The sequence below is a fragment of the Stenotrophomonas lacuserhaii genome, assembly GCF_039674585.1.
Taxonomy (GTDB): domain Bacteria; phylum Pseudomonadota; class Gammaproteobacteria; order Xanthomonadales; family Xanthomonadaceae; genus Stenotrophomonas; species Stenotrophomonas pennii_A.
In genome coordinates, this window is record NZ_JBDJNU010000006.1 from 26,014 (window position 1) to 49,538 (window position 23,525).

General features: G+C 68.8%; 25 protein-coding genes. 12 read left to right on the forward strand and 13 right to left on the reverse strand.

Annotated features, from left to right (window positions below; all coding sequences use genetic code 11):
* Positions 1–7: 7 nt before the first annotated feature.
* Both ABE522_RS03880 and fabR read right to left on the reverse strand, forming a co-directional pair.
* The gene (locus ABE522_RS03880) at positions 8–985 is read right to left on the reverse strand and encodes a zinc-binding dehydrogenase (protein ID WP_346590575.1); all 978 of its coding nucleotides are present in this window, start codon (positions 983–985) and stop codon (positions 8–10) included.
* A 191-nt stretch (positions 986–1,176) separates the two neighbouring features.
* The gene (gene fabR / locus ABE522_RS03885) at positions 1,177–1,830 is read right to left on the reverse strand and encodes an HTH-type transcriptional repressor FabR (RefSeq protein ID WP_346590576.1); all 654 of its coding nucleotides are present in this window, start codon (positions 1,828–1,830) and stop codon (positions 1,177–1,179) included.
* Positions 1,831–1,924: 94 nt separating this feature from the next.
* On the opposite strand from fabR, the gene ABE522_RS03890 reads away from it, so the two are divergent.
* The 11 genes from ABE522_RS03890 to ABE522_RS03940 all read left to right on the forward strand — a co-directional run bounded on the left by ABE522_RS03890 (position 1,925) and on the right by ABE522_RS03940 (position 12,826).
* Positions 1,925–3,004 (forward strand): flavin reductase family protein, encoded by a 1,080-nt coding sequence (locus ABE522_RS03890; RefSeq protein ID WP_346590577.1) that lies wholly within the window; start codon positions 1,925–1,927, stop codon positions 3,002–3,004.
* Between the two features lie 15 nt (positions 3,005–3,019).
* Positions 3,020–4,150: a fatty acid desaturase family protein gene (locus ABE522_RS03895; RefSeq protein ID WP_346590578.1), complete on the forward strand. Its 1,131-nt coding sequence runs from the start codon at positions 3,020–3,022 to the stop codon at positions 4,148–4,150.
* Between the two features lie 82 nt (positions 4,151–4,232).
* A complete protein-coding gene (locus ABE522_RS03900) occupies positions 4,233–5,261 on the forward strand; it encodes a glucokinase (protein WP_406846298.1) in 1,029 nt (342 codons plus the stop codon).
* A 45-nt stretch (positions 5,262–5,306) separates the two neighbouring features.
* The gene (locus tag ABE522_RS03905; RefSeq protein ID WP_346590580.1) at positions 5,307–6,311 is read left to right on the forward strand and encodes a glycosylasparaginase; all 1,005 of its coding nucleotides are present in this window, start codon (positions 5,307–5,309) and stop codon (positions 6,309–6,311) included.
* The gene (locus ABE522_RS03910; protein WP_346590671.1) at positions 6,308–7,054 is read left to right on the forward strand and encodes a copper homeostasis protein CutC; all 747 of its coding nucleotides are present in this window, start codon (positions 6,308–6,310) and stop codon (positions 7,052–7,054) included. Before ABE522_RS03905 ends, ABE522_RS03910 begins: the two co-directional genes overlap by 4 nt.
* Before the next feature lie 370 nt (positions 7,055–7,424).
* Positions 7,425–8,285 (forward strand): STAS domain-containing protein, encoded by an 861-nt coding sequence (locus ABE522_RS03915; protein ID WP_346590581.1) that lies wholly within the window; start codon positions 7,425–7,427, stop codon positions 8,283–8,285.
* A 1-nt stretch (position 8,286) separates the two neighbouring features.
* Positions 8,287–8,649, forward strand: coding sequence for an STAS domain-containing protein (locus ABE522_RS03920; RefSeq protein WP_101100628.1), 363 nt, complete (start codon positions 8,287–8,289; stop codon positions 8,647–8,649).
* On the forward strand, positions 8,646–9,047 hold the full coding sequence (locus ABE522_RS03925) for an anti-sigma regulatory factor (RefSeq protein WP_346590582.1): 402 nt from the start codon (positions 8,646–8,648) through the stop codon (positions 9,045–9,047). Before ABE522_RS03920 ends, ABE522_RS03925 begins: the two co-directional genes overlap by 4 nt.
* A complete protein-coding gene (locus tag ABE522_RS03930; protein WP_346590583.1) occupies positions 9,038–10,057 on the forward strand; it encodes an ATP-binding protein in 1,020 nt (339 codons plus the stop codon). The genes ABE522_RS03925 and ABE522_RS03930 overlap by 10 nt, the downstream gene beginning before the upstream one ends.
* The gene (locus tag ABE522_RS03935) at positions 10,054–10,923 is read left to right on the forward strand and encodes a sensor histidine kinase (RefSeq protein WP_346590584.1); all 870 of its coding nucleotides are present in this window, start codon (positions 10,054–10,056) and stop codon (positions 10,921–10,923) included. Before ABE522_RS03930 ends, ABE522_RS03935 begins: the two co-directional genes overlap by 4 nt.
* Positions 10,910–12,826: a response regulator gene (locus ABE522_RS03940; RefSeq protein WP_346590585.1), complete on the forward strand. Its 1,917-nt coding sequence runs from the start codon at positions 10,910–10,912 to the stop codon at positions 12,824–12,826. The genes ABE522_RS03935 and ABE522_RS03940 overlap by 14 nt, the downstream gene beginning before the upstream one ends.
* A gap of 42 nt (positions 12,827–12,868) precedes the next feature.
* On the opposite strand, the gene ABE522_RS03945 is transcribed toward ABE522_RS03940, so the two are convergent.
* From ABE522_RS03945 to mdcA, 9 genes are all read right to left on the reverse strand, one after another.
* Positions 12,869–13,588: a GntR family transcriptional regulator gene (locus ABE522_RS03945; RefSeq protein WP_346590586.1), complete on the reverse strand. Its 720-nt coding sequence runs from the start codon at positions 13,586–13,588 to the stop codon at positions 12,869–12,871.
* Between the two features lie 85 nt (positions 13,589–13,673).
* A complete protein-coding gene (locus ABE522_RS03950; protein WP_192083607.1) occupies positions 13,674–15,020 on the reverse strand; it encodes an SLC13 family permease in 1,347 nt (448 codons plus the stop codon).
* An 88-nt stretch (positions 15,021–15,108) separates the two neighbouring features.
* Positions 15,109–16,029 (reverse strand): malonate decarboxylase subunit epsilon, encoded by a 921-nt coding sequence (mdcH, locus tag ABE522_RS03955; protein WP_346590587.1) that lies wholly within the window; start codon positions 16,027–16,029, stop codon positions 15,109–15,111.
* Positions 16,026–16,883, reverse strand: a complete 858-nt coding sequence (gene mdcB, locus ABE522_RS03960; RefSeq protein ID WP_346590588.1) for a triphosphoribosyl-dephospho-CoA synthase MdcB — start codon at positions 16,881–16,883, stop codon at positions 16,026–16,028. The genes mdcH and mdcB overlap by 4 nt, the downstream gene beginning before the upstream one ends.
* Positions 16,880–17,518 carry a malonate decarboxylase holo-[acyl-carrier-protein] synthase gene (gene mdcG / locus ABE522_RS03965; RefSeq protein WP_346590589.1) on the reverse strand — a complete coding sequence of 213 codons (639 nt, stop codon included), beginning with the start codon at positions 17,516–17,518 and terminating at the stop codon, positions 16,880–16,882. The genes mdcB and mdcG overlap by 4 nt, the downstream gene beginning before the upstream one ends.
* A gap of 3 nt (positions 17,519–17,521) precedes the next feature.
* The gene (mdcE, locus tag ABE522_RS03970; protein WP_346590590.1) at positions 17,522–18,226 is read right to left on the reverse strand and encodes a biotin-independent malonate decarboxylase subunit gamma; all 705 of its coding nucleotides are present in this window, start codon (positions 18,224–18,226) and stop codon (positions 17,522–17,524) included.
* A complete protein-coding gene (locus ABE522_RS03975) occupies positions 18,223–19,113 on the reverse strand; it encodes a biotin-independent malonate decarboxylase subunit beta (protein WP_346590591.1) in 891 nt (296 codons plus the stop codon). Before ABE522_RS03975 ends, mdcE begins: the two co-directional genes overlap by 4 nt.
* On the reverse strand, positions 19,110–19,433 hold the full coding sequence (mdcC, locus tag ABE522_RS03980) for a malonate decarboxylase acyl carrier protein (RefSeq protein ID WP_346590592.1): 324 nt from the start codon (positions 19,431–19,433) through the stop codon (positions 19,110–19,112). Before mdcC ends, ABE522_RS03975 begins: the two co-directional genes overlap by 4 nt.
* Positions 19,434–19,445: 12 nt before the next feature.
* Positions 19,446–21,089, reverse strand: a complete 1,644-nt coding sequence (mdcA, locus tag ABE522_RS03985; protein WP_346590593.1) for a malonate decarboxylase subunit alpha — start codon at positions 21,087–21,089, stop codon at positions 19,446–19,448.
* A 173-nt stretch (positions 21,090–21,262) separates the two neighbouring features.
* Here mdcA and ABE522_RS03990 point away from each other — a divergent pair, with 173 nt between their 5' ends.
* Entirely contained in the window at positions 21,263–21,559 is a 297-nt protein-coding gene (locus tag ABE522_RS03990; protein WP_346590672.1) for a DUF3817 domain-containing protein, read from the forward strand.
* Positions 21,560–21,570: 11 nt separating this feature from the next.
* On the opposite strand, the gene ABE522_RS03995 is transcribed toward ABE522_RS03990, so the two are convergent.
* Both ABE522_RS03995 and ABE522_RS04000 read right to left on the reverse strand, forming a co-directional pair.
* A complete protein-coding gene (locus ABE522_RS03995; protein WP_346590594.1) occupies positions 21,571–22,707 on the reverse strand; it encodes an MFS transporter in 1,137 nt (378 codons plus the stop codon).
* Between the two features lie 20 nt (positions 22,708–22,727).
* Positions 22,728–23,513, reverse strand: a complete 786-nt coding sequence (locus ABE522_RS04000) for a DeoR/GlpR family DNA-binding transcription regulator (RefSeq protein ID WP_346590595.1) — start codon at positions 23,511–23,513, stop codon at positions 22,728–22,730.
* Positions 23,514–23,525: the final 12 nt, after the last annotated feature.

Consider the following 23,525-nt stretch of genomic DNA (forward strand, 5'->3'; position numbering starts at 1 on the left):
GCCGCGCTCAGGGGCGCAGCAGCACCTTGCCGGTGCGTCCACCGGCCAGGCTGGCGGCGGCCGCGTCGGCGATCCGGGCGAGCGGATAGACCGCCTGCACCGGCAGCTGCAGGCCACCGGCAGCGGCAAGCTTCAACAGTTCGCCCACCAGACGGCGCTTGTCCTCCACGGCCATCGCCTGGCTGACCTTGCTGCCCCAGAAGCCCTTCACCGTGGCCTGCTTGAAGATCACGTCACCGGAAGGGATCTGCATCGGTTCGCCGGTCATCGAACCGAACGACACCAGCGTGCCGCCTTCGCCAAGCAACCCCATCAGATCGCCGCTGGCGCTGCCGCCGATCGAGTCCACTGCGGCGGTCGCCAGCCGGCCGCCGAGCGCTGTACGCACCGCCTGCTGCCAGTCATCGGAGGCGGTGGAGAACACGTTGGCGATGCCCAGTGCTTGCAGTTCGGCAACGCCGTCGTCGCGGCGGACCAGGTTGGCGACGTTGACCCCGCGTGCGCTGGCCAGCACCGCCAGCGTCTTGCCCACCGCACCGTTCGCGGTGTTCTGCACGATCCAGTCGCCCGTTTCCACATGCAGGAATTCCAGCAGCATCAGCGCGCTCAGCGGCATGGCGATCAACTGCGCGGCCGTTTCGTCGGCGATGGCGTCGGGCATCGGGATGACCATCCGCACCGGGGCGATGAACGCTTCGGCCCAGGTGCCGTGCACCGATGCGGCGGCCACGCGCTGGCCGACCGCAAGACCGTCCACGCCCTCACCGAGCGCGTCGATGGTGCCCAGCCCTTCGCTGCCGCCGACGGCAGGCAGGGTCGGCTTGTAGCCGTACTGGCCGCGCACCGTCCACAGGTCGTGGTTGTGGATGGGCGCGAGCGTGGTGCGGATGCGTACTTCACCGGGACCGGGCTCGGGCAGGTCCGTCTCGCCTTCGGACAGAACAGCGGCGGGGTCGCCAAAACGGGCGTGGAGGGCGGCGCGCATGCAGGTTCCTTGGTGTTCGAGGTAGCGCCACAGGGTGCCACCGCGAGCGGTAACGGCAGGTCAACGGCAACAGCGATGGGGTAGTGACGACCGGTGGGTGACGACCGTTGGTCGCCACGTTCGCAGTGAGGAGCGTGACGACCAACGGTCGTCACCCACCGGTCGTCACCTACCGGCCGTCACTACCCGGGTCAGCGCTTGCGGCGGAAGGCGGCCGGGGTGCGGGCGCCGACGATGATCATGCGCACCATTGTGGAAATCTCTTCGATCAGCTCGGCATCCTTTTCCGGCGGCTGGTCCATGGCGCTGGCCCCCATGGCGAACACCAGCCGGGTGATCGCCTTGGCAGCCAGCTGCGGGGCATGCAGGCGCACCCCGTCCATGGCGGCCAGCCTGACCAGGTCGACCTGCAGCTCGTCTTCGAAGTACTGCAGCTCGCGTTCCACCGCATGCTTGAAGTCGTCCGAACCGACCGCGCCTTCGCGCAGCAGCACGTGCAGCAGCTTGTCGTCGGCGCGCAGCTGTTCCATGAAGGTCTCCACCGAGACCCAGACCACGCTGGTGGCCGACACCGTGGCCCGGCGGCGGGCCTGGCCGATGATCGTGCGCAACGAGCGCCCGGCCAGGTCGATCAACGCGATGGACAGTTCATCCATGTCGCGGAACTGGCGGTAGAAGCTGTTCGGCGCGATGCCGGCTTCGCGCGCGACTTCACGCAGGCTGAGCGTGGACAGGCTGCGATGCGGCCCGATCAGCGCCAGCGCCGCGATGATCAGATCCTCGCGGGTCACCGTACGGCGGACCGGCGTGGTGTCTTCAGGCGGAGGCGTGACGATGGGGGGCATGGGGCAACCGGGTGGACCGAGCGTGAATCATACCTGATCCGGTTCGATATACACCTGTATACACAGCTGTGTGCGCGCACGTATAGTTGGATCCATGAACGCTGCCGTCCGCCCCGCCATGGTTGATCGTCCGTCGCTGCTTTCGCCGCACCGCTGGCTGTCGCCCGCGCTTTTTGATTACTGGGCAGGGCAGGTCAACCGCCTGTGGACGTTGCGCCAGCCATTGGCGCGCCTGCTGCGGCGCGAGCCGGCCGGCGAGGGCGCCTGCACCCTGATACTGCGCACCAACCGCCACTGGCGGGGCATGCAGCCGGGCCAGCACGTGTCCATCGGCGTCGAAATCGATGGTCGGCTGCTGCAGCGCAGCTACAGCCCGACCCGCTTGGGGCGCAACCTGCTGGCCATTACCGTGAAAGCGGTAGAGGGCGGCCGCGTCAGTCAATACCTGGTGTCGCAGGCGCGTCGTGGGAGTGTCTTCCCGATCGGCCAGGCCTTTGGCGAGTTCTCGGTCCCGACCGCCGCACCGTTGCTGCTGTTGGCCGCCGGCAGTGGCATCACGCCGATGCGCAGCCTGCTGCGCGCGCTTGCCGCCCGACCGCTCGGCGCGCCGGTGGACCTCTACTACTGGGAACGCAGCAACGCCGGCTTCAACTTCCGCGGGGAACTGATGGCGCTGGCCGCAGCCGACCCGCAACTGCAGGTACGCCTGCTGCCCACGCGCGATCCACATGCACCGGCAGCGCGCATCGACAGCGTGGACTTCGACAGCCTCGGCGACGTGCCGCTGGCGCAGCGCCACGTGCTGGCCTGCGGGCCGGACGGCTTCGTGGCCGCCGCGCGCAGCCGGCTGCTGCACCACGTTGCCGGCTTCCAGGCCGAAGCCTTCACTCCGCCGCCGGCGCCTGCCGGCGACCAGGGAGAAGTCCAGCTGACCCTGGCGCGCAGCGGCCGGACGCTGACCGTGCCACGCGGCAAGCCGCTGCTGGAAAGCCTTGAAGCGCAGGGCCTGAAGCCGAAGCACGGGTGCCGCATGGGCATCTGCAATACCTGCACCTGCGTGCGCGCCAGTGGCGCCACGCGGCACCTGCGTACCGGCCAGGACCAGGACGAACCGGCCATGCCGGTACGCATCTGCGTCAGTGCGCCGACCACCGACCTGGTCCTGGATCTTTAAAGGAAGCCTTTGCTGATGAGCCGCCCTGATCGTGCCCTGACCCCTGCCGAGCTGAACGCCTTCGGCGCAGAGCTTGACGCCATCCGTGACCGGGTGATCGCCGAGCTGGGCGCCAAGGACACCCGTTACATCCGCCGTGTTGCCGCAGCGGTGCGCTGGTCCGGCGTGCTCGGCCGCCTGCTGCTGTTCGTGGGCGCGTTCTCGCCGCTGTTCTGGTCCCCGCTGCTGTGGCCGGCGTGCATCGCCGGTACGCTGCTGCTGGCGCTGTCCAAGATCCTGGAGAACATGGAGCTGGGCCACAACGTGATGCATGGCCAGTATGACTGGACCGGCGACCCGAAGCTGGACGGCAACAGCTACGAGTGGGACATCGTCGCCACCAGTGACAACTGGCGCAAGACCCACAACTTCAAGCACCACACCTATACCAACGTGCGCGGCATGGACGATGACATCGGCTACGGGCTGCTGCGCATCTTCCCCGAACAGCGCTGGCGGCCGTTCTACCTGCTGCAGCCGATCATCGCACCGGTCTTCGCGCTGCTGTTCCAGTGGGGCGTGGCGATCCAGGACCTGCGCATCGGCCGTTGGCTGAAGGGCCGCATGACCGCCCGCCAGCTCTGGAAGGAAACCCGCCCGGTGGGCGCCAAGATGGCGCGCCAGCTGGGCAAGGACTACCTGCTGTTCCCGGCGCTGGCCGGTCCGTTCTTCCTGCCGGTCATGCTGGGCAACCTGGTGGCCAACGGCATGCGCAACATCTGGACCTACGTGATCATCTTCTGCGGTCATTTCACCGCCGATGCGGAGACCTTCCCCAAGGACTGCCTGCGCAACGAGTCGCGCGGCCACTGGTACCTGCGCCAGCTGCGTGGTTCGTCCAACCTCAGGGGCGGCTGGGTGATCAACGTGCTTTCGGGCAACCTCAGCCACCAGATCGAACACCATTTCTACCCGGACCTGCCGGCCAACCGTTATTCGCGCATCGCGGTGGAGGTCAAGGACATCTGCCGGCGTTACGGGCAGCACTACAACACCGGATCGCTTCCCAGCCAGTTCGGCCAGGTCGTCTGGCGCATCCTGCGGCATGCGTTCCCCAGCCGTCCCGCGCGCCTGCGCTCCCGCGAGCCGGTGGCGGGCGCAGCCTGAACGGCCAGGGCCCGCGCTATGCAAAGCGCGGGCAATCGCTGAGAATTGCACGCATTGCGTTGTTTTCCGTAAAGGCGTGCGAGTGAACGTTGCGGCATCGTCCCCGGTCTCCATCGAGAGCCCATCCCCCTCGCCGCAGGCCTTGCCCGAGTCCCGTGCCGCACAGATCGTCGCCGACGTCGGCGGGACCTTCGCCCGCCTGGCCTGGTCGTGCGGCGATGCGCGCGCTCCCCGCATCGAGGGCTTCCGGCGCTACCGCTGTGCCGACCATCCGAGCCTGGCCTCCATCCTGGCCGACTTCGCCGGCGAACGCGCAGGGCCTGGTTGCGGCGCGGTGGTGGCCATCGCCGGGCTGTTGCGCGGCGATGTGCTGGTCAACGCGAACCTGCCCTGGCCGGTGGCCGTCGAATCCACGCGCCACCAGGCAGGACTGCATTCGCTGCAGCTGATCAACGATTTCGAAGCGGTCGCGCTGGCGATCCCACACGTCCGCGCCGATGCACTGGTCGCCCTGCATGGCAGCGGCGACCCGGCCACGGCGTGGCCCGCGCTGGTGCTGGGGCCGGGCACCGGACTGGGCGCAGCACTGCGCTTCGCCGATGGCACCCGGCCGGTGCTGGCCAGTGAAGTGGGCCATTCCGCGTTGGCCGCCGGAACCGCGCTGGAACTGGAGATACTGCGCCTGCTGCTGCAGCGCTGGGACCACGTCGACAACGAACGCGTGTTGTCCGGCACCGGCATGCTCAATCTTTACCGGTGCCTGTGCCAACTGCGTGGCGCGAGCGCGCACTGGGACGACACCGAAGCGCTGCTCGCTGCCGCGCATCGCGGCGATGATCCGCTGGCGCGTGAAACCGTGGACGTGTTCTGCGGCTGGCTGGGCAGCTTCGTCGGTGACCTGGCGATCACCTTCGGCGCGCGCGCGGTCTACCTGGCCGGCGGTGTATCGGCGCATATCGCCCCGTTCCTGCCGGACAGCCCGTTCGTGGCACGCTTCCTCAACAAAGGCGTCCTGGCCAGCGTGCTGCAGCAGGTGCCGGTATGGCGGGTCGACCATGGCGAACTGGGCGTGCTCGGGGCGGCAACGTGGAACGCGTCGTTGGCCCGGTAAAACGAAGCCACGGCGCCCGGCGGCATAATCAACAGAGGGATGCGCATGACCGATCGTAGAAGCTTCCTGCAGGCCGGCGCGCTGGCGGTCGGTGCACTGGGACTGCCGCGGCCCGCGCGCGCCGCGGCCGGTGGCGCGGGGCCGAAGGTGGTATCGACGTGGGATTTCGGCGTGGGCGCCAACCAGGCGGCCTGGAAGACCCTGGCCGCGGGCGGCAGCGCGCTGGATGCGGTGGAACAGGGCGCACGCTGGGCGGAGAGCGAACTCTGCAACCCGACCGTGGGGCGCTGTGGCAACCCCGACCGCGACGGCAACCTGAGCCTGGACGCCAGCATCATGGACGGCGACGGTCGCTGTGGCTCGGTCGCCGCGCTGATCGACATCCTGCATCCGGTATCGGTCGCGCGGCGGGTGATGGAACAGACCCCGCACGTGATGCTGGTCGGGCAGGGCGCGCAGGCGTTCGCCGTGGAGCAGGGCTTCCCGCGCGAAAAGCTGCTGACGCCCGCCGCCGAAAAGGCCTGGAAGGCGTGGCTGCAGACCGCCGAGTACGCACCGCAGATCAATGCCGAACGCCGCGCGATTCCCGGCGACAGCAGCAACCATGACACCCTGGGCATCCTGGCCCGCGACGCACAGGGGCGGCTGGCCGGGGCCTGCACCACCAGCGGCATGGCGTGGAAGATGCAGGGCCGGGTGGGTGACAGCCCGATCATCGGCGCCGGCCTGTACGTGGACAACGAGGTGGGCGCGGCGACTGCATCGGGGGTCGGCGAGGAGATGATCCGCAACGCGGCCTCGTTCCTGGTGGTGGAGCTGATGCGCCAGGGCCGCAGTCCGGCCGAGGCCTGCCGCGAGGCGATCGCACGGGTGGTGCGCAAGCGCCCCGAAGCCAGCCGCACACTGCAGGTGTGCTTCCTGGCGATGAATCGTGACGGCGAGGTCGGCGCCTACGCCTTGCATCGTGGGTTCGTCTACGCGGTGTGCGATGCGCAACGCCAGGACGGGCTGCACGATGCCGACTCGGTGTACCGCACGGAGCAGGCCTGAGCATGCGCCGGCTGCTGGAGATCGCCGCTGATGGGGTCGGTTCGGCACTGGCCGCGCAGGCCGGCGGGGCCGACCGGGTGGAGCTGTTCGCCGACCTGGCCTGCGGCGGTCTCACGGCATCTCATGCAACCCTGGCGGTGGCGCGCGACCGGGTGCGGCTGCCGGTATTCGCGTTGATCCGTCCACGTGCCGGCGATTTCCTGTATCGCGACTGGGAAGTGGACGTGATGCATGAAGACATCCTGCATTGCCGCTCGCTGGGGATGGACGGGGTAGTGCTGGGGGCGTTGACTGCCGAGGGCGAGGTCGATGTCGCCCTGTGCCGCAGCCTGATGCGCGCGGCAGGCGATCTGAAGGTCACCTTCCACCGCGCCATCGACGCCGCGCGCGACCTGCCCCGGGCGCTGGAGGCGGTGATCGGGCTGGGCTGCACGCGGGTGCTGAGCTCGGGCGGCCACGCGTCGGCGGCGGAGGGCGCGCAGGCATTGGCCGGACTGGTCGGCCACGCGCGCGGACGGATCGGGGTGGTGGCCGGGGCAGGCATCACCGCCGCCAACATCGCCGACATCGCCCTGCGTACCGGCTGCACGGAGCTGCATGGATCGGCCAAAGCGCTGCGACGCAGCGCAATGCACAACCGCAACCCTGCGTTGACCGGACTGGCGCTGGACCACCAGCAGAGTGATGCGGAACGGGTGGCCGCGCTGCGCAGCGCGCTGGATCGGGTGCCCGAGGCGGAATGAACCAGTGCGTACCGGCACTGGACACCGGCCGCGGCTGCAGGCGCTCGCCGGCGATGTGGTCGCACATGCCGGCTTCCGGTTGCCCGTGGTTTCGATGCAGGGACGGCGGGCCGGAAGGATCGGGCTGCAGGCTGATTCTGAAGCATTAAGCCTACGGTCCGCTTGCCGCAGAACACGCTGAACGCGCCACGGTCAGGCCATCCACGACGGTCCTTCACGCGTTGAACACATTGCTGATTGCGTAATGCAGAGGTTGTCCGGCGAGGGAGGCGCACGCAGCACTTGTGACGGTGCCAAGCCCGGCCGGATCCCCGGCCAGATGGGCATGCAACGACATGCACTGCTGGTCCCACACAGCAGGAAAAATCCGATGTCGGCATTGCAGCAGCGCACCCTTGATCTGATCCGTAGCAACGAGACGCAGATCCTCACGCAGTGGCAGGAAAATCTTGCCGCTGCCGGCCAGGGCCAGGACAACCGCATTTCGAGCCAGGAGCTGCAGGCCCAGAACCGCGAATTCTGGCGCCTGTTCCTGCAGGTCATCCCGGTGGCCGAAGCCGGCACCCTGCACGGGCAGGAAGGACAGGCCATCCGTCGCTTCCTCGAAGATCTGTCCGCCGACCGTGCACGCCGCGGTTTCAATTCCTCGGAAACCGCCAGCGTCATCTTTTCGCTGAAGCGCCCGTTGTTCGAGCTGGTCCAGGGCGGATTCGCCGATGCGCCGGCGCAGCTGGGTGACCAGCTGTGGGCCATCTCCGAACTGCTGGACGTGCTCGGACTGCAGACCGTGAAGGCGTTCCAGAAGACCCGCGAAGAAGTGATCCAGCGCCAGCAGGAAGAAATGCTCGAGCTGTCCACGCCGGTGGTGAAGCTGTGGGAAGGCGTGCTGGCGCTGCCGATGATCGGCACGCTGGATTCGCAGCGCACCCAGGTGGTGATGGAATCACTGCTGCAGCGGATCGTCGACACCGGCTCGGAAATCGCCATCATCGACATCACCGGCGTGCCGACCGTGGACACGCTCGTCGCCCAGCACCTGCTGAAGACGGTCACCGCGATCCGATTGATGGGCGCCGATGCGATCATCAGCGGCGTGCGGCCGCAGATCGCACAGACCATCGTGCACCTGGGCCTGGACCTGCAGGGCATCGTGACCAAGGCCAACCTGGCCGACGCCCTTGCACTGGCGCTCAAGCGCACCGGCCAGACCGTGACCAGGACGGCCATCTGAGATGGATCGCATTCCGATCCTGCAGATGGGCGATCTGCTGTTGGTGACCATCCAGGTGGACATGCATGACCAGCTGGCGTTGACGCTGCAGGATGACCTGACCGACAAGATCCAGCGCACCTCCGCACGTGGCGTGCTGATCGACATTTCCGCGCTGGATATCGTGGACTCGTTCATCGGGCGCATGATCTCCACCATTTCCGCGCTGGCGCGGATCATGGATGCCACCACGGTGGTGGTGGGCATGCAGCCGGCGGTGGCGATCACCCTGGTGGAGCTGGGCCTGGACCTGCGCGGCGTGCGTACCGCACTGAACGTGGAGCGCGGCATGAAGCTGCTGCAGCTGCCCGCAGGCGACCCATGATCGCCGAGAACGGATCCCTTCCGATTCGCATCGAGCAGGACGTGGTGCTGGCGCGGCAGACTGTCCGCCAGCTGGCCGTGGCGTCGGGGCTGCGGCTGGTGGACCAGACCAAGCTGGTCACCGCGGCAAGCGAGCTGGCGCGCAACGCGGTGATCTACGGGGGCGGTGGTGACATGCACTGGAGCCGGGTGGAACGTGGCTTCCGTCGCGGCATCCAGCTGGTCTTCGCCGACCAGGGGCCGGGCATCCCCGACCAGGCCAAGGCGCTTACCGACGGCTGGTCATCCGGGACCGGCATGGGGCTGGGCTTGTCCGGCTCGCGGCGGCTGGTGGACGATTTCGAGCTGGATACTGCCGCAGGGCAGGGTACGCGGGTGACCATCATCAAATGGATCTGAACTTCCAGGGTCCGCTCACCCGCGTCGTGGTCGTCGAAGAAACCACCCAGGTCGGCCAGGCGCGGCGCGAAGCATTACGCGTGGCCGCAGAAGCCGGTTTCGATGAGATCGACGCCGGCAGGGTGGCCTTGGCGGCCACCGAAATGGCAACCAACCTGTGGCGCCACGGCGGCGGCGGCCGCATGCTGCTGTCGGTGATCGCCGGTTCCCAGGGCAACGGGGTGGAGCTGTGCAGCATCGACCAAGGGCCGGGTTTCGTGCTGGGCCAGTGCCTGCAGGATGGCTATTCCACGGGCGGCAGCCAGGGCCTGGGCATGGGCGCCATCGCGCGGCAGGCCCGGGTCATGGACCTGTGGTGCGATGCGCGGGGGGCGGTGCTGGTGGTGAGGATCCACCGCGAGCGCGCCCCGCGCGACGCCGACCTCGCCTATGGCGCGGTCCGTCTTCCAATGAAACACGAGCTGGCCTGTGGTGATGCGTGGCACCTGCGGATGCACGCGCAGCAGCTGGTGCTGACGGTCATCGATGGCCTGGGGCACGGCGCGGCGGCAGCGGAGGCCTCCGAGGCCGGGGTACGCGCCCTGGCCGCGCAGTCCTCGCCCGGGTCGGCGGTGGAGTCGATCAACGACCTGCATGCGGCACTGTCCGGCTCACGGGGTGGCGCGGCCGCGGTTGCCTGCCTGGCGCTGGACAGCGGGGCGATCGAGTACGCAGGAGTGGGCAACATCGCCGGCAGCCTGCTGGTGGAAGACGGCTCGCGGGGCATGGCATCGATGCCCGGCATCGTCGGGGTGCAGTACCGCAAGGCCCAGGCATTCGGCGTTCACGCTGCGGCTGGCACGCTGCTGGTGATGCACAGCGACGGCCTGCAGGCGCGCTGGAGCCTGCGCGACTACCCTGGATTGCAACACCGCCATCCGGCGCTGGTGGTGGCCGTGCTGCAACGGGATTTCGATCGCGGTCGCGATGATGTCTGCATCGTCGCGCTGCGCGTGGGAGCACTGAAATGAACGATACCGAGCTGTTCGTGCAGGAACGCCTGCGGCATCTCCAGGCCGAGAACGAAGGCCTGCGCATGGAGCTGGAAGAAACCAACCAGGGCGTGCTGGCGCTGTATGGGGAACTGGACCAGCAGGCCGAACAGCTGCGCCAGGTGTCCGAACTCAAGAGCCGGTTCCTGTCCTACATGAGCCATGAGTTCCGCACGCCGCTCGGCTCGATCTTGAGCATGACGCGGCTGCTCGACGATGGCATGGACGGGGAACTGAGCAGCGGGCAACGCCAGCAGGTCCTGTTCATCAGCAACGCGGCCAGCGAACTGCGCGAGATGGTGGACGACCTGCTTGACCTGGCCAAGATCGAAGCGGGCCGGATCACCATCTCGCCGGGCTGGTTCGACCTGATGGACCTGTTTTCCGCGCTGCGAGGCATGTTCCGCCCGCTGGTGGAGGGCAATGCCATCGAGCTGGAATTCATCGCACCGCCGCAGCTGCCGATGCTGTACACCGACGACAAGAAGCTTGCGCAGATACTGCGCAACTACGTGTCCAATGCGCTGAAATTCACCCCGCGGGGCCGGGTCGTGGTCTCGGCCGAGCTGGAAGGCGGGTCCGCCGTGCGCTTCAGCGTGCGCGATACCGGAATCGGCATTCCCGTGGAAATGCAGGCGTCCCTGTTCGAGGATTTCATGCAGGTGGATTCACCGCTGCAGAAACGCCTGCGGGGCACCGGGCTGGGCTTGTCGCTGTGCAAGCGCTTCGCCGGCCTGCTCGGCGGCTACGTCGGCGTCAACAGCGTGCCGGGCGAAGGCTCGGAGTTCTTCGTGGTGGTACCGGTGAAACTTGAAACCGCAGAGGCCGTCGATGCCGCACCGTGACCGCATCCTGATCGTGGACGACAACGTGGCCACGCGCTATGCGGTGCGACGGGTGCTGGAGCATCACGGTTTCCGCGTGGATGAAGCCGGGATGGGGCAGGATGGGCTGGATGCGGTGGCGGCCAATGACTTCGCCGCGCTGGTGCTGGACGTGAACCTGCCCGACATGAGCGGATTCGACGTCGTCCGCGAGCTGCGCGCGCAGCCGCGTACCGCGCTGCTGCCGGTGGTGCACGTGTCGGCGGCGTCGATCAGCACCGGCGACATGATCACCGGGCTGGACGCGGGCGCCGACGGTTACCTGACCCACCCGGTCGACCCGGAAGTGCTGCTGGCCACGCTGCGCAGCCTGCTGCGTGCACGCCGCGCGGAAGATGCGCTGCGCGAGGCCGAAGCGCGTTTCGGCGAGATCTTCCGCCAGATCAACGCGCCCATCGCGGTGTTGAACGCAGACCTCAGCGTGCGCGATGCCAATGATGCCTTCGCCCGGCTGCTGGGCACCGGCATCAGTGGTGGCTCGCCCCTGGACCGGCTCGGCGGGGCGGGCGATTTCATCGATGGGCTGCGCGGGGCGCTGCAGCGGCGCGAGCGCTGGCAGGGCACCGTCGCCCTGCCCAACCCGGGCGGGACCCCGCGGATGACCCAATGGCGCCTGACCCCGTACCAGCAGCCCGACCAGGGGCTGGTGGTGGTGGAAGACATCACCGCCCACCACGAGCGCGACCGCGAACAGCGGCGCGAACTGGCTTACCAGATTTCCGAGCGCGAGCGTACCGAAGCCGAGCTGCTGCAGGCGCAGAAGATGGATGCGCTGGGCCAGCTGACCGGCGGCATCGCCCATGACTTCAACAACCTGTTGACCACCATCATTTCCGGCCTGGACATGATCGGACTGGCGGCCGACAGCGGCAAGCTGGACCGGCTCGGCCGCTACATCGATGCCGCCTCCAGTTCGGCCACGCGCGCCGCGGCGCTGACCCAGCGCATGCTGGCCTTCGCACGCAAGCAGCCGCTGGATCCACGACCGTTCGACGTGGTCCAGTGCGTGCATTCGCTGGAAGACCTGCTGCGCCGGACCATCGGCGAGAACATCGAACTGGAGTTCGAGCTGGGCGAGGAGCCGCTGGTGGCGCTGGCCGATCCAAACCAGTTCGAAAGCGTGGTGCTGAACCTGGTGATCAACGCCCGCGACGCGCTGGGTGGGCATGGCCTGATCCGCATCCGCGGCGAGCGCACCACGGCGGACGGTGATTACAGCCTGGCCGCCGGGGAGTACATCAGCGTCAAGGTGATGGACAACGGCAGCGGCATCGAACCGCACCTGCTGAAGAAGGTGTTCGAACCGTTCTTCACCACCAAGCCGCAGGGCGAAGGCACCGGGCTTGGGCTGTCGATGACCTACGGTTTCGCCCGGCAGAGCGGGGGCGTGGCGCGCATCAGCAGCGAGCCGGGTGTCGGCACCGAAGTGGAGCTGCTGTTGCCGCTCGGCGATGCGGCCCGCATCGAGGTGATGGGCGAGCGCGGCGAGACGCCGGTCGGCCGTTTCGAGCGGATCCTGCTGGTGGACGATACCGATTCGGTGCGGCAGATGGTGCAGGACATGCTGCGCGAGGCCGGTTACGAGGTCATCGCGGTGGCCGACGCGCGGCAGGCGCTGCGTGAGCTGCGCGACGACCAGGGCATCGCCCTGCTGCTGTCCGACGTCGGCCTGCCGGGCATGAACGGCCGTGAGCTGGCCGATGCCGCGCGTGAACTGCGGCCACGCCTGCCGGTGCTGTTCATCACCGGCTACACCGAACGCGCAGCGGTGCGCAACGAGTTCCTCGGCCCGGACATGGGCCTGCTGCCCAAGCCGTTCAACCTGTCCGAACTGCTTCGGGCGGTCAGCTTCGCGCTGCACTGAGGTCGACCGGCGGCGTATCGTCGCCTGTCGGCCGAAGCCGGCCTAGACGCCCCCTTCGCGTGGCAGCGGGGCAGGGACGTTCAGCTGGCCACCGGCGGCCACATAGGCGGCCAGCGCTTCGCCCTGGCTGAGCAGGTGGCGGTTCATGGTCGCTTCGGCCGCCAGCGCATCCCGGCGGCGGATGCAGTCCATCAGCTCGCGGTGTTCGGCCAGCGACTGCGCCATGCGGCCCGGGGTCAGCAGCTGCCGGCCACGGTGCATCTTCAGGATCCGGTGCAGGTCATGGGTCACCCGGATCAGCCACGGATTGCCGGCGTGGGTCTGCAGGGATTCATGGATGAAGTAGTTGTTGCGGTAATACTCGGCCAGGTCCCCGCACGCGGCCGCGGCTTCCATCGCATCGTGCAGGGCCTGCAGCTGGGCGATGCCGGCATCATCGATGCGGCGCACCGCATCGTGCGCGCACCGACCTTCCAGCATCGCCATCACCGGGAACAGCTGGTTGAGGTCTTCCAGGGTGAGCCGGGTCACCCGGCTGCCGCGCCCGGCGTCGATCTGCACCAGGCCTTCGGCGGCCAGCAGCTTCAGGCTTTCACGCAGGGGCGTGCGGCTGATGCCCAGTTCTTCGGCCAGTGCCGGTTCGTCGATCCATTCGCCCGGTGGCAGGAGGTAATCGTAGATCTTCTGCCGCAGCTGTTCGGCCACCTCTTCATAGAGCGGCACGCGGCGGTTGCTTTTACGGGGGCCGGGGGCCAGGGGCATGGTCGAAGCGCCGTCCAGGTGGATCCATCAGTCTAGCGGGTGCACCGGGAGGTGACGACCGGTGGTCGCCCCCCCCCGGGACGGGTTACATCCAGCCAGGCACCACGAACAGCAGCCACGCCAGCAACGGACCGAAGGCCACCACCAGTCCGCTGTAGACCAGGAAGCGACGGAACAGTGCCTCGCGCTCTTCCTTCGCCGCCGACGCCACCACCAGTGCGCCATTGGTGGAGAACGGGCTGACGTCCACTACCGTGGACGACACCGCCAGGGCGCAGATCACCCCGGCGGCGCTGAGGTGACCCTGCATCAGGAACGGGACCGCCAGCGGGATCGTGGCGCCGAGCACGGCCGCCGACGAGGCGAACGCCGACACGATGCCACCCACGTAACAGACCAGCAGCGCACCCAGCAGCGGAATGCCGATGGCGCCGACGCCATGGCCGACGAAATCGACCGCGCCGGCCTTCTGCAGCACCGCGACATAGGTCACCACGCCGCTGATCAGCAGCACGGTGGACCAGCTGATGCCATCCACCGCGCCCTTCTGTGCGGAAGGCGAGGCCAGCGCGATGGCCACCGCGACGGTGATCGCCACCAGGCCGACGTTGAGGTCATACACCAGTGCCGCCACGCCCAGGCCCAGCAGGCCGACCAGGGTGATCAGGCGGTCGCGGTTGATGCGCACTTCGTCCAGTGCCTGCGGGTCGTTGGACAGGGTGCCGCCACCGGCACTGACCACCGCGCCATGGCCTTCAATGGCGAACTGGCGCGATGACGCCTGCACGCCGGCGACCAGCGGTTCTTCGGCCACCGCACGCCCACGACGCAGCAGCGCGATGCCGCCGAAGGCGAAGAAGCAGATGAAGGCCATCAGCAGGTTGAAGCCGAGGCTGGTCAGGAATACCGCCATTTCCGTGACGTCCAGTCCCGCCTTCTGCACCACCTGGTTGGTGATGCCGCCATACACGCTGATCGGCGAGAAGCCGCCGGCCTGCGCACCGTGGATCACCAGCAGGCCCATCATCAACGGGTTGATCCTGTACTGCTTGGCAAAGCGCAGTGCGACCGGGCCGATGATCGCCACCGCCGCCGGACCCAGTGCACCGAACGCGGTCAGCACGGCGGTGACGATGAACATCACCCACGGGATGGCCACGATGTGGCCTCTTACTGCTTTCACCGCCCAATGCACCAGCAGGTCGATGGTGCCGTTCTTCTGCGCGATGGCGAACAGATACGTGATGCCGACCAGGGTCAGGAACAGGTCACCGGGGAATCCGGCAAGGACCTCTTTGCCGTCCATGCCGACCCAGATGCCGCCGACGATGAAGGCCAATGCAAAGCCGACCGCACCCATGTTGATGGGCAGGGCCGTGGCCACGATGAACATGATCACCAGACCGATGATCGTTGCGATTTCCGGACTCATGCGCCCTCCCGAGACACCTGGTTCGTTGCTTCCGATGGCGACCCGCCATCCAGGGGTAGTGCTTCGACTGCGTGGCCGGTGCGCCCGCTCATGCAGCGCGCGCGCAGGCCGTTTCCACCCATTCCACGACGCCCTCCAGCGTGTGGAAATCCTCCACCGACCGCGCCTGCAGCTGCGGATGCAGTTCGCGCGCGAGACGGCTCAATGCACTGCCGGGGCCGAGTTCCAGGAACACCCGCGCGCCGCGCTCCAGCGCCTGCTGCATCACCACCTGCCACTGCACGGTGTGGGCGATCTGCCCGGCCAGCGTGTCGCGGACCTGGTCCCGCGTGGTCACGCGGCGACCGTCGATGCCGGCCAGCAGCGGCAGCCGTGGGGCCTGCAGTGGCGTGTCATCCAGCATCTGGGCGAACGCGGTGGCGGCGGCGTCCAGCAGCGGGGTATGCGCCGGCACCTGGACCGGCAGTACCACGCAGCGTGCGCCGCGTTGTTCGGCGTCCGCCTGCACGGCCAGCAGATCGGCGCGCAGGCCGCCCAGCACCACGTGGTCATCCCCGTTGACGATGGCAGGGAACACGCCGTGGTCGGCGCACAGCACCTCGACGCTGCGGCGACCCAGTCCCAGCACCGCCAGCAGGCCGGCGTCGGCCGGGCTGGCCGCATCCATGCAGGCGGCGCGGTGGACGGCGAGCTGCAGGCAGGTCGCCGCGTCGTAGCTGCCGGCCACCGCATGCGCGGCCAGTTCGCCAGCGCTGTAGCCGGCAACGACCGTGGGCACCGGCAGGCGCGCTTCAAGTGCCAGCCAATGGCTGAGTGCGCCGGCGCAGACCAGCGGTTGGGCGATGGCGTTGTCGAAACGTGCCGGGCGGCTGGCCGCGTCGTCGGGCGCGTCGCCGAGCAGCGCGGCGGCCGCGGCCAGCAGCGCGCCGGCACGAGGGTTCGCCCGCACGCGGCCGAACATGTCCGGGTGTTGGCTGCCCTGTCCGGGGCACAGGATCGCCAGGCTCACGTGGCCTCCTGCTGCAGCAGGAACAGCGCGCAGGCCAGCAGGTCGGCACTGCCGCCCGGGCTGAGTCGCCGCTGTTCGAAGGCGTGGCAGATCCGTGCCATGTGGGCGTGGGCGTCGCCCGCGTGCACGCCGCCGGCGTCAAGGAAGCCGCGTGCCTGTGCCTGTGCGAATGCGAGGCCTTCGGCGCCGCCACGATGCAGCAGGTTGAGATCGTCGGTGACCGCGACCAGCTGCATCAGGGTCTGCAGCAGGGCGGCATTGCGCGGCAGGCCCTCGGCCAGCGCCACGCGGAGCGCCGGGACCGCCACGCCGCGCAGCAGCGGGAAGCCCGCGGCGGCCTGTTCGCGTACCCCGGGCACGGCATGCCGGGCGCGCGCGCGCTGGCCGGGGCTGGCGGCATCCAGCGGCGCCTGCAGCAGGGCATCGCGCCACTGGCGCACGCCGTGGCACACCGCTTCGGCGGAGGGCTTCGCAGCGGTCGCTGCACGCAGCCGCGCCGCCGAAGCAACCAGCAGGCCGAGGCTGAAGATCGCCCCGCGATGGGTATTCACGTTGCCGGTGGCGGCCAGCATGGCGCGTTCCGCCTGCACGCCGAGCGTGCGCAGCGGCGCGAAATCACCGCTGGCAGTGGCCTGCGCGGCGAGTGCACTGAAGTAACCGCGCAGTGCGAACAGGCTGCGCAGGAAGGTGCTGGCATCCATATCCTGGTGGCTGCCACGGCTGAACGGAGTGACCAGTCCGGGCTTCGGGCTGCAGGCCAGTTCGGCGTGGAGTGCGGCGATCGCAAGACGACCGAGCGGACGCGTGCGCGGCACGGCCGTCGTCGCGGAAAGCGGGCGGGCCAGTGCGCTCATGCGGGCAGCTCCACGCCGGCAAGGCTTGAACGCGCCGCCATCCAGCACGCGGTATCACCCTTGACCAGCACCCGCGCGGCCGCGCCGGCGTACTCGCGCCAGTTCACCGCCTGCGCCGCGTCGAACACCAGTTCGCCGTCGGCACGCACGCCGTGCAGCGCTTCCCAGTCCTGCAGCAGTCGGCAGACCTGCGCTGCCTGGCCGGGTCCGTCGACCTGCCAGAGCAGGTCCAGGTCCGAGCCGGCATGCAGGTAATCCAGTCCGGTGATCGCCTGCCAGGCGTGGCTGCCGAACACACGTGGGAACAGTGCCTGGGCCGCGCAGCGTTGCTGCAGCGCCTGCAGGGCCGGGCGCCATGGCGCCGACAGCGCATCGATCACCTCGGTCAACCGCAGCGGGGGGGCGTGGCGGACGACCGCGTCGTGCCCGACCCGGAGTGACAAACGATGCCGGCCCTCATCCAGCGGCAACGGCACGCCCAGCCGCAGCTGCGCGCCGTCGACGGCCGGGTCACGCCGCGCGACCACCAGCGGCAGGCGCGCCTGCAACCATGCGCGCAGGCGAGGTTCTGCCTGCGGACTCAGCGTGGTCCACGTCGCCTGCGGGTCGATCCAGACCAGGTCGTGGCGATGCATTTCTCAGGCCTCGCCTGCGGCCACGGCACGGGCGACGTCGTGCGCCAGCAAGCGACCGCCACGTTCCAGCCCGCGCTCGCGGCGCAGGTCGAGCCGCTGCGGTCCGCTCAGCGCGGCGGCCAGCGCGGCGGCAAGGTCGCCCTCCCATACCGCCTCCACCGCGCCCATGCGCACGTAGTTGTCCACGCCGGGTGCGAACACCGGCGAGCTCAGGCTCAGTGCCTGCAGCTTCTCCAGCGGTTGCTTGGTGACGCGCGCCATCGCGCGCAGGTCCATCACCCGTACCTGCGCCTCGGGCAGGGCGAAGATGCGGTCGGCCATCAGGCCGAAGGACAGGAAACCGCCGCTGACCGATTCACCGTAGACCAGGCTGACCAGTGCGGCGCCGCGCCGGCGCGCCAGCTCCAGGCTGCGCGCCAAGTGGGCGAAGCAGCCGTTGATGCCCAGCAGTTCATCGCGCCGCGCCAGCAGTTGGCCAGCGGTATCGACCAGCATCACGATCGGTCGCGTGGGATGGGCGCGGGTGCTGGCCAGCACGCAGGCCGACAGTGCCAGCGCATGGTCCACGCCGACCTCCAGCTTGTTGGCCGTGCCGATCACCGTCACCTCGCCGGCGGCGGTGGTTGCCGTCCCGCTGAGCACGTCGTCGTTGCGTTCGATGCGATGGCCAGCGGGGAACAGCGCCGGCAGCAGCTGGTCGAGGTTCATGGCACGCTCCGCGCGGCGACCGCGTCGAGGAAGGCGGCCGTATCCAGCAGCGGCAGCCGGTCCGGGTCGGCGATGCCCTGGCGGGCCCATATCTCCAACCCGTCGCGGCAGTCGCCATATGCCGCGATCCGCGCTTCCAGCTGCTGCTGTGCCTGTTCGAGCGCGGCCAGCGGATCCTGGTCCGGATCGCAGGCCGCGATCGCGGCGACCGCGGCATCGGCGAACGCCTGCATGTGGTCGGCCACCAGGGTGGAGGCTTCGCCGATCAGGTAGCGGTGCTTGCCACCGGTCACCCGCCACACCAGCGCGCGATCGCGTGAGTCGAACTCTTCCACGCCGCGGACGGTTTCAATCACTTCCGGGCCTGACAGTGACAGGCGGCCTTCTTCGGACATCAGCACGGCCGAACAGCAGCGGGCGACGATGCCCATGCCGCCGAACGCACCATTGCCGCTGCCCACCAGCGCGATGACCGGAACACCCTCGGCACGTGCGGCAAGGACCGCGCGCATGATTTCGGAGATGGCGATCAGCCCGGCGTTGGCTTCGTGCAGGCGCACCCCGCCGCTGTCCAGCAGCAACAACACCGCGTCCGGGCGCAGCTCGCGGGCGCGTTCCAGCAGGCCGGTCAGCTTGGCGCCGTGCACCTCGCCGACGCCGCCGCCCATGAAGGCGCCTTGTTGTGCAGCGACCAGCACCTCGCGCCCCTGCAGGCGCCCGGCACCGACCACGATGCCATCGTCGAACGCGCCGGGCACGTCCAGCTGGGCCAGGTGCGGGCTGATGGTGCGCCGGCGCGGACCGAAGAACTCGCTGAAGCTGCCGGCATCCAGCAGGCCCTCGATGCGCTCGCGCGCATCAGCTTCGTAGTAACTGCGCTGGTTCATGCGTCACTCCCGCGTTCGGCAAGGGTTTCCAGCGCCTGCTGCAGGCGCAGGCTGACCACCGCCGGGGTGGCGCCGGCATCATTCAACGACAGGCGGACATCGCGCAGCGGGTGGCGGGTGGCGAAATCAGCCAGCACCGCCTGCCAGACGTCGCCGAACCCGCGCGCGGAGGTGATCACCTCGATCTCCATCGCACCGTCCAGCGCGGCCGGTTCGACCAGTATTTCGAGATTGCCGGAGGCGACCACGCCGACCAGCGCATGCAGCTCGGCGCTGGCAAGTGCCTGGGTGCCGGGAAAACGATAACGAAGGGTTTCCATGGAGCGTGTCCCTTACCAGTTGCGGAAACGTTTGGGCGGGTCGTACAGGCCGCCGGACCAGTGCACCAGATCCTTCACCGAGCGCGCGGCCAACAGGTCGCGGCTGGCATCGCGGCTGCGCACCCCAAGGTCGTCGGCGCGGCGGATCACCCCGCGGTCGCGCAGGTTTTCCACCATCGCCTTGTCGCGCGCCATGCCGACGGCGGTGTAGCCGGCGACCCCGCGGATCGCCTGTTCGCGCTCTTCCGGTGTCCGGCACAGCAGCAGGTTGGCGATGCCCTCTTCGGTGAGGATGTGGGTGACATCGTCGCCATAGATCATCACCGGCGGCAGCGGCATGTTCGCGCGTTCGGCCAGCTCCCAGGCATCGAGGCGATCGACGAACGCCGGCGCCATGTGTTCGCGGAAGGTTTCCACCATCTGCACCACCAGCTTGCGTCCGCGCGGCATCTGGCCGGGCAGGGCGGCCTGCTGGCCGGCCTTCAGCCAGGCCGGGCTGGCGTGGCGGCGGCCACGGGCGTCGGACCCCATGTTCGGCGCGCCGCCGAAGCCGGCGATGCGGTCGCGGGTGGCGGTTGAGCTGTTGCCCTGCAGGTCGATCTGCAGGGTGGAGCCGATGAACATGTCGCAGGCATACAGGCCAGCGGTCTGTGAGAACGCGCGGTTGGAGCGCATGCTGCCATCGGCCCCGGTGAAGAACACGTCCGGGCGGGCCTGGATGTACTTCTCCATGCCCAGTTCGGACCCGAAGGAATGCACGGATTTGACGAAGCCGGACTCGATCGCCGGGATCAGCGCCGGATGCGGGTTGAGCGCCCAGTGGCTGCCGATCTTGCCTTTCAGCCCCAGCGACTCCGCATAGGTGGGCAGCAGCAGCTCAATGGCCGCGGTATCGAAGCCGATGCCGTGGTTGAGGCGCTGCACCCCGTATTCGGCGTAGATGCCCTTGATCGCCATCATCGCCATCAGCACCTGGATCTCGGAGATCTGCGCCGGATCACGGGTGAACAGCGGTTCGATGTAGTTGGGACGCGGTGCGAGGGTCACGAAGTCGACCCAGTCGGCCGGGATGTCGACGCGGGGAAGCGTGTCGACGATCTCGTTGACCTGGGCGATGACGATGCCGCCACGGAACGCGGTGGCCTCCACGATCACCGGGGTGTCTTCGGTATTGGGGCCGGTGTAGAGGTTGCCGTGGCGGTCGGCGGCCTGCGCGGCCACCAGTGCGATCTTCGGGGTGAGGTCGATGAAGTAGCGGCCGAACAGTTCAAGGTAAGTGTGGATGGCCCCGATATCGATGCGGCCTTCGGCCACCAGCGCCGCCAGCCGGCCGCCCTGCGGACCGGAGAAAGAGAAATCCAGCCGCGAGGCGATGCCCCGCTCGAACACATCCAGGTGCGAAGGCAACGACAGCACCGACTGCACCATGTGCAGATGATGCACCCGCGTGGGATCGACCTGTGCCAGCGACTCGGCGAGGAAATCGGCCTGCTTCTGGTTGTTGCCCTCCAGGCAGACGCGGTCGCCCGGTTCGATGACGGCCTCGAACAGGTCGGTCATGCGGGCATGCGGTACTACGCGCTGCAGTCCGGCCTCGGCGGCCCGCTGCAGGCGCTGTTGCCGTTGTTGCTCAAGGGTGTTCCAGACACGGGTCATGCCACTGACCTTGTAATTACGGAGTAATTACGACGCTACCACCGGATTCCGGGCCCTGCAAGCGCGAGTGCAGCAGGGACCGCAGCCACCACGAGGGTCTGCGGATGCGTATCATCCGTATCTTTGGCGTGCCGCCGGAGTCCTGCTTGACCTCTCTTCGCCCGATCAGTCCGATGGGCCGCGTGTTTGCGTGGACCGCCTTCTTCGAAGCCCTCACCTGGGCCGGCCTGCTGCTGGGCATGTGGCTGAAATACGGCCCGCAGACCACCGAGTCGGTGGTCTGGCTGTTCGGCCGCCTGCATGGGGTGGTCTTCATGGCCTACGTGGCGGTGACCGTGGTGGCTGCACTGCGCCTGCGCTGGCCGTGGTGGGCAACCCTGCTGGCGCTGGTGGCGGCGGTGCCGCCGCTGGTCACCCTGCCGCTGGAATGGTGGTTCCGCCGCCGCGGATTGTTGTCGGCCCAGCGCTGAGGCGCAGCCGCTCAGCGCACCGCACGCGCCGCGATGCCGACCAGCAGCAGGGCGATGGCCACCAGCACGAAGGCGACCACCAGGCTGCTCAGCTGGGCAACGAAGCCGACCAGCGCCGGGCCCGCCAGCACCCCGGCGTAGCCGAGCGTGGTGACCGCCGGAATCGCCAGGCTTTCCGGCATGGCCTTCTGGTTGCCGGCCAGGGTGAACAGCACCGGCACGATGTTGGCGCAGCCCAGGCCGACCAGCGCATAGCCGATCAGTGCCATCGGCAGCGTGCTGGCGAAGGTGGCCAACAGCAGGCCGGCGGCCGCCAGCGCGCCGCCGATCAGCACCGCACGCTGCTGGCCCAGCCACGCAACGGCGCGGTCACCGAACAGGCGGGTGACGGTCATCGCCACGGAGAACACCAGGAAGCCCAGCCCCGCGCGACCCGCCGGTACGCCCTGCACCTGGTTGAGGAACACCGCGCTCCAGTCCAGCATCACGCCCTCGCCGAGGAACGCGATGAAGCACAACAGGCCGATCAGCAGCACGATCCCGCGCGGAATGGCGAACATCGGCGCATCACCGGCGGCGCGCTCATCGCGCCAGTGCGGCGCGGCCACCAGCACCACCAAGGCCATCGCCGCCACCAGCAGGCAGGCGCCCACCCACGGCGCCACGCCGAGCGCGAGCAGGCCGGTCATCGCCGCCGCACCGACCGCCCCGCCGATACTGTAGAAGGCATGGAATCCGGACATCATCGGGCGCCGGGCATCGCGCTCGACCATCACCGCCTGCAGGTTCATGACGCAGTCGCAGGCGCCGATGCCCGCCCCGAACACGAACAGACTGAGTCCCAGGCTGACCGCCGACGGGGCGAGGGAAAGCAGCGGCAGGGTCAGGCCCGCCATCAGCAGGGTGGCCAGCATCAATGCGCGGCAGCCGAAGCGCGCGGCCAAGGCCCCGGCCACCGGCATCGCCAGCAGCGAGCCGGCGCCCAGGCACAGCAGGGTCAGGCCGAGGCCGCCTTCATCCAGGCCGGTGCGTGCCTTGGCGAAGGGAACCAGCGGGGCCCACGCCGCGATGGCGAAGCCGGGCAGGAAGAACACGGCGCGCGTGGCATGCTGCTGCCGCAGGGCGACAGACGGGGTAGCTGCAGACATCGGTAGGCTCGGTGAGGGAATCAGGAAGAGGGGGCGCCGCTGACGATCACGTCCAGCCCCTGCAGGCGCAGTGCATCGACCAGCGCGGCGGGCGCATCGGCTTCGACAAGCAGCACGTCAACCTGCTCGCGCGAGGCGATCCGATGACTGGCGATCGCGCCGAGTTTTTCATTGCTGACGACCACTACCATGCGGTCGGCGCAGCGCACGAGCGCACGCTTGAAGGCGGCTTCCTCGCCGTCCACCGCCCAGGCGGTGCCGTCGCGGTCGATCGCGCAGGTGCCGGCGAAACACACGTCCACGTGCAGCTCGGCGAGGCATTCCATCGCCTGGCTGCCGAGCACCGCACCGGAGCGTCGGTCCAGGCGGCCGCCGATCAGGCTGACCTCGATGCCTTCGCGCGCCATCAACAGCAGGGCGATGTCCGGTGCGTTGGTAACCACCCGCAGCTGCAGGTCACGCGGCAGCATCGCGGCGATGGCGCTGTTGGTCGATCCGGCATCCAGTGCGATGACCTCACCGTGGCGGACCAGGCCGGCCGCCTGTTCGGCGAGCGCCTGCTTGCGCGGCAGGTCCTGCTGCTGGCGCTCGGCCAGCGGCGGGAAGGTCGGAGTGAGTGGCAACGCGCCGCCGTGCACGCGGCGGCAAAGACCGCGCTGGGCGAGGTCGCGCAGGTCGCGGCGGATGGAATCCTCCGACACGCCGAACTGCAGCGCCAACGGCGAAGCAAGCACGCGGCCCTGTTCGCGCAGCAGCTGCAGGATGGCCTGCTGGCGCTCGCCGGGCAGGGTGTCCGCACTGTTCATTGGAACGGTGCC

Bases quoted from the DNA above. Each gene is read 5' to 3' on its own strand.
- ABE522_RS03915 (WP_346590581.1), top strand. From the start codon at position 7,425: ATGTCGGCATTGCAGCAGCGCACCCTTGATCTGATCCGTAGCAACGAG.
- ABE522_RS03995 (WP_346590594.1), bottom strand. From the start codon at position 22,707: ATGTCTGCAGCTACCCCGTCTGTCGCCCTGCGGCAGCAGCATGCCACG.
- ABE522_RS03950 (WP_192083607.1), bottom strand. From the start codon at position 15,020: ATGAGTCCGGAAATCGCAACGATCATCGGTCTGGTGATCATGTTCATC.
- ABE522_RS03990 (WP_346590672.1), top strand. From the start codon at position 21,263: ATGGGCCGCGTGTTTGCGTGGACCGCCTTCTTCGAAGCCCTCACCTGG.
- ABE522_RS03925 (WP_346590582.1), top strand. From the start codon at position 8,646: ATGATCGCCGAGAACGGATCCCTTCCGATTCGCATCGAGCAGGACGTG.
- ABE522_RS03940 (WP_346590585.1), top strand. From the start codon at position 10,910: ATGCCGCACCGTGACCGCATCCTGATCGTGGACGACAACGTGGCCACG.
- ABE522_RS03890 (WP_346590577.1), top strand. From the start codon at position 1,925: ATGAACGCTGCCGTCCGCCCCGCCATGGTTGATCGTCCGTCGCTGCTT.
- fabR (WP_346590576.1), bottom strand. From the start codon at position 1,830: ATGCCCCCCATCGTCACGCCTCCGCCTGAAGACACCACGCCGGTCCGC.
- ABE522_RS04000 (WP_346590595.1), bottom strand. From the start codon at position 23,513: ATGAACAGTGCGGACACCCTGCCCGGCGAGCGCCAGCAGGCCATCCTG.
- mdcB (WP_346590588.1), bottom strand. From the start codon at position 16,883: ATGAGCGCACTGGCCCGCCCGCTTTCCGCGACGACGGCCGTGCCGCGC.
- ABE522_RS03880 (WP_346590575.1), bottom strand. From the start codon at position 985: ATGCGCGCCGCCCTCCACGCCCGTTTTGGCGACCCCGCCGCTGTTCTG.
- ABE522_RS03935 (WP_346590584.1), top strand. From the start codon at position 10,054: ATGAACGATACCGAGCTGTTCGTGCAGGAACGCCTGCGGCATCTCCAG.
- mdcE (WP_346590590.1), bottom strand. From the start codon at position 18,226: ATGAACCTCGACCAGCTGCTGCCGGCGCTGTTCCCCGCTGGCCATCGC.
- mdcA (WP_346590593.1), bottom strand. From the start codon at position 21,089: ATGACCCGTGTCTGGAACACCCTTGAGCAACAACGGCAACAGCGCCTG.
- ABE522_RS03920 (WP_101100628.1), top strand. From the start codon at position 8,287: ATGGATCGCATTCCGATCCTGCAGATGGGCGATCTGCTGTTGGTGACC.
- mdcC (WP_346590592.1), bottom strand. From the start codon at position 19,433: ATGGAAACCCTTCGTTATCGTTTTCCCGGCACCCAGGCACTTGCCAGC.
- ABE522_RS03895 (WP_346590578.1), top strand. From the start codon at position 3,020: ATGAGCCGCCCTGATCGTGCCCTGACCCCTGCCGAGCTGAACGCCTTC.
- ABE522_RS03945 (WP_346590586.1), bottom strand. From the start codon at position 13,588: ATGCCCCTGGCCCCCGGCCCCCGTAAAAGCAACCGCCGCGTGCCGCTC.
- ABE522_RS03975 (WP_346590591.1), bottom strand. From the start codon at position 19,113: ATGAACCAGCGCAGTTACTACGAAGCTGATGCGCGCGAGCGCATCGAG.
- ABE522_RS03930 (WP_346590583.1), top strand. From the start codon at position 9,038: ATGGATCTGAACTTCCAGGGTCCGCTCACCCGCGTCGTGGTCGTCGAA.
- mdcG (WP_346590589.1), bottom strand. From the start codon at position 17,518: ATGCATCGCCACGACCTGGTCTGGATCGACCCGCAGGCGACGTGGACC.
- ABE522_RS03905 (WP_346590580.1), top strand. From the start codon at position 5,307: ATGACCGATCGTAGAAGCTTCCTGCAGGCCGGCGCGCTGGCGGTCGGT.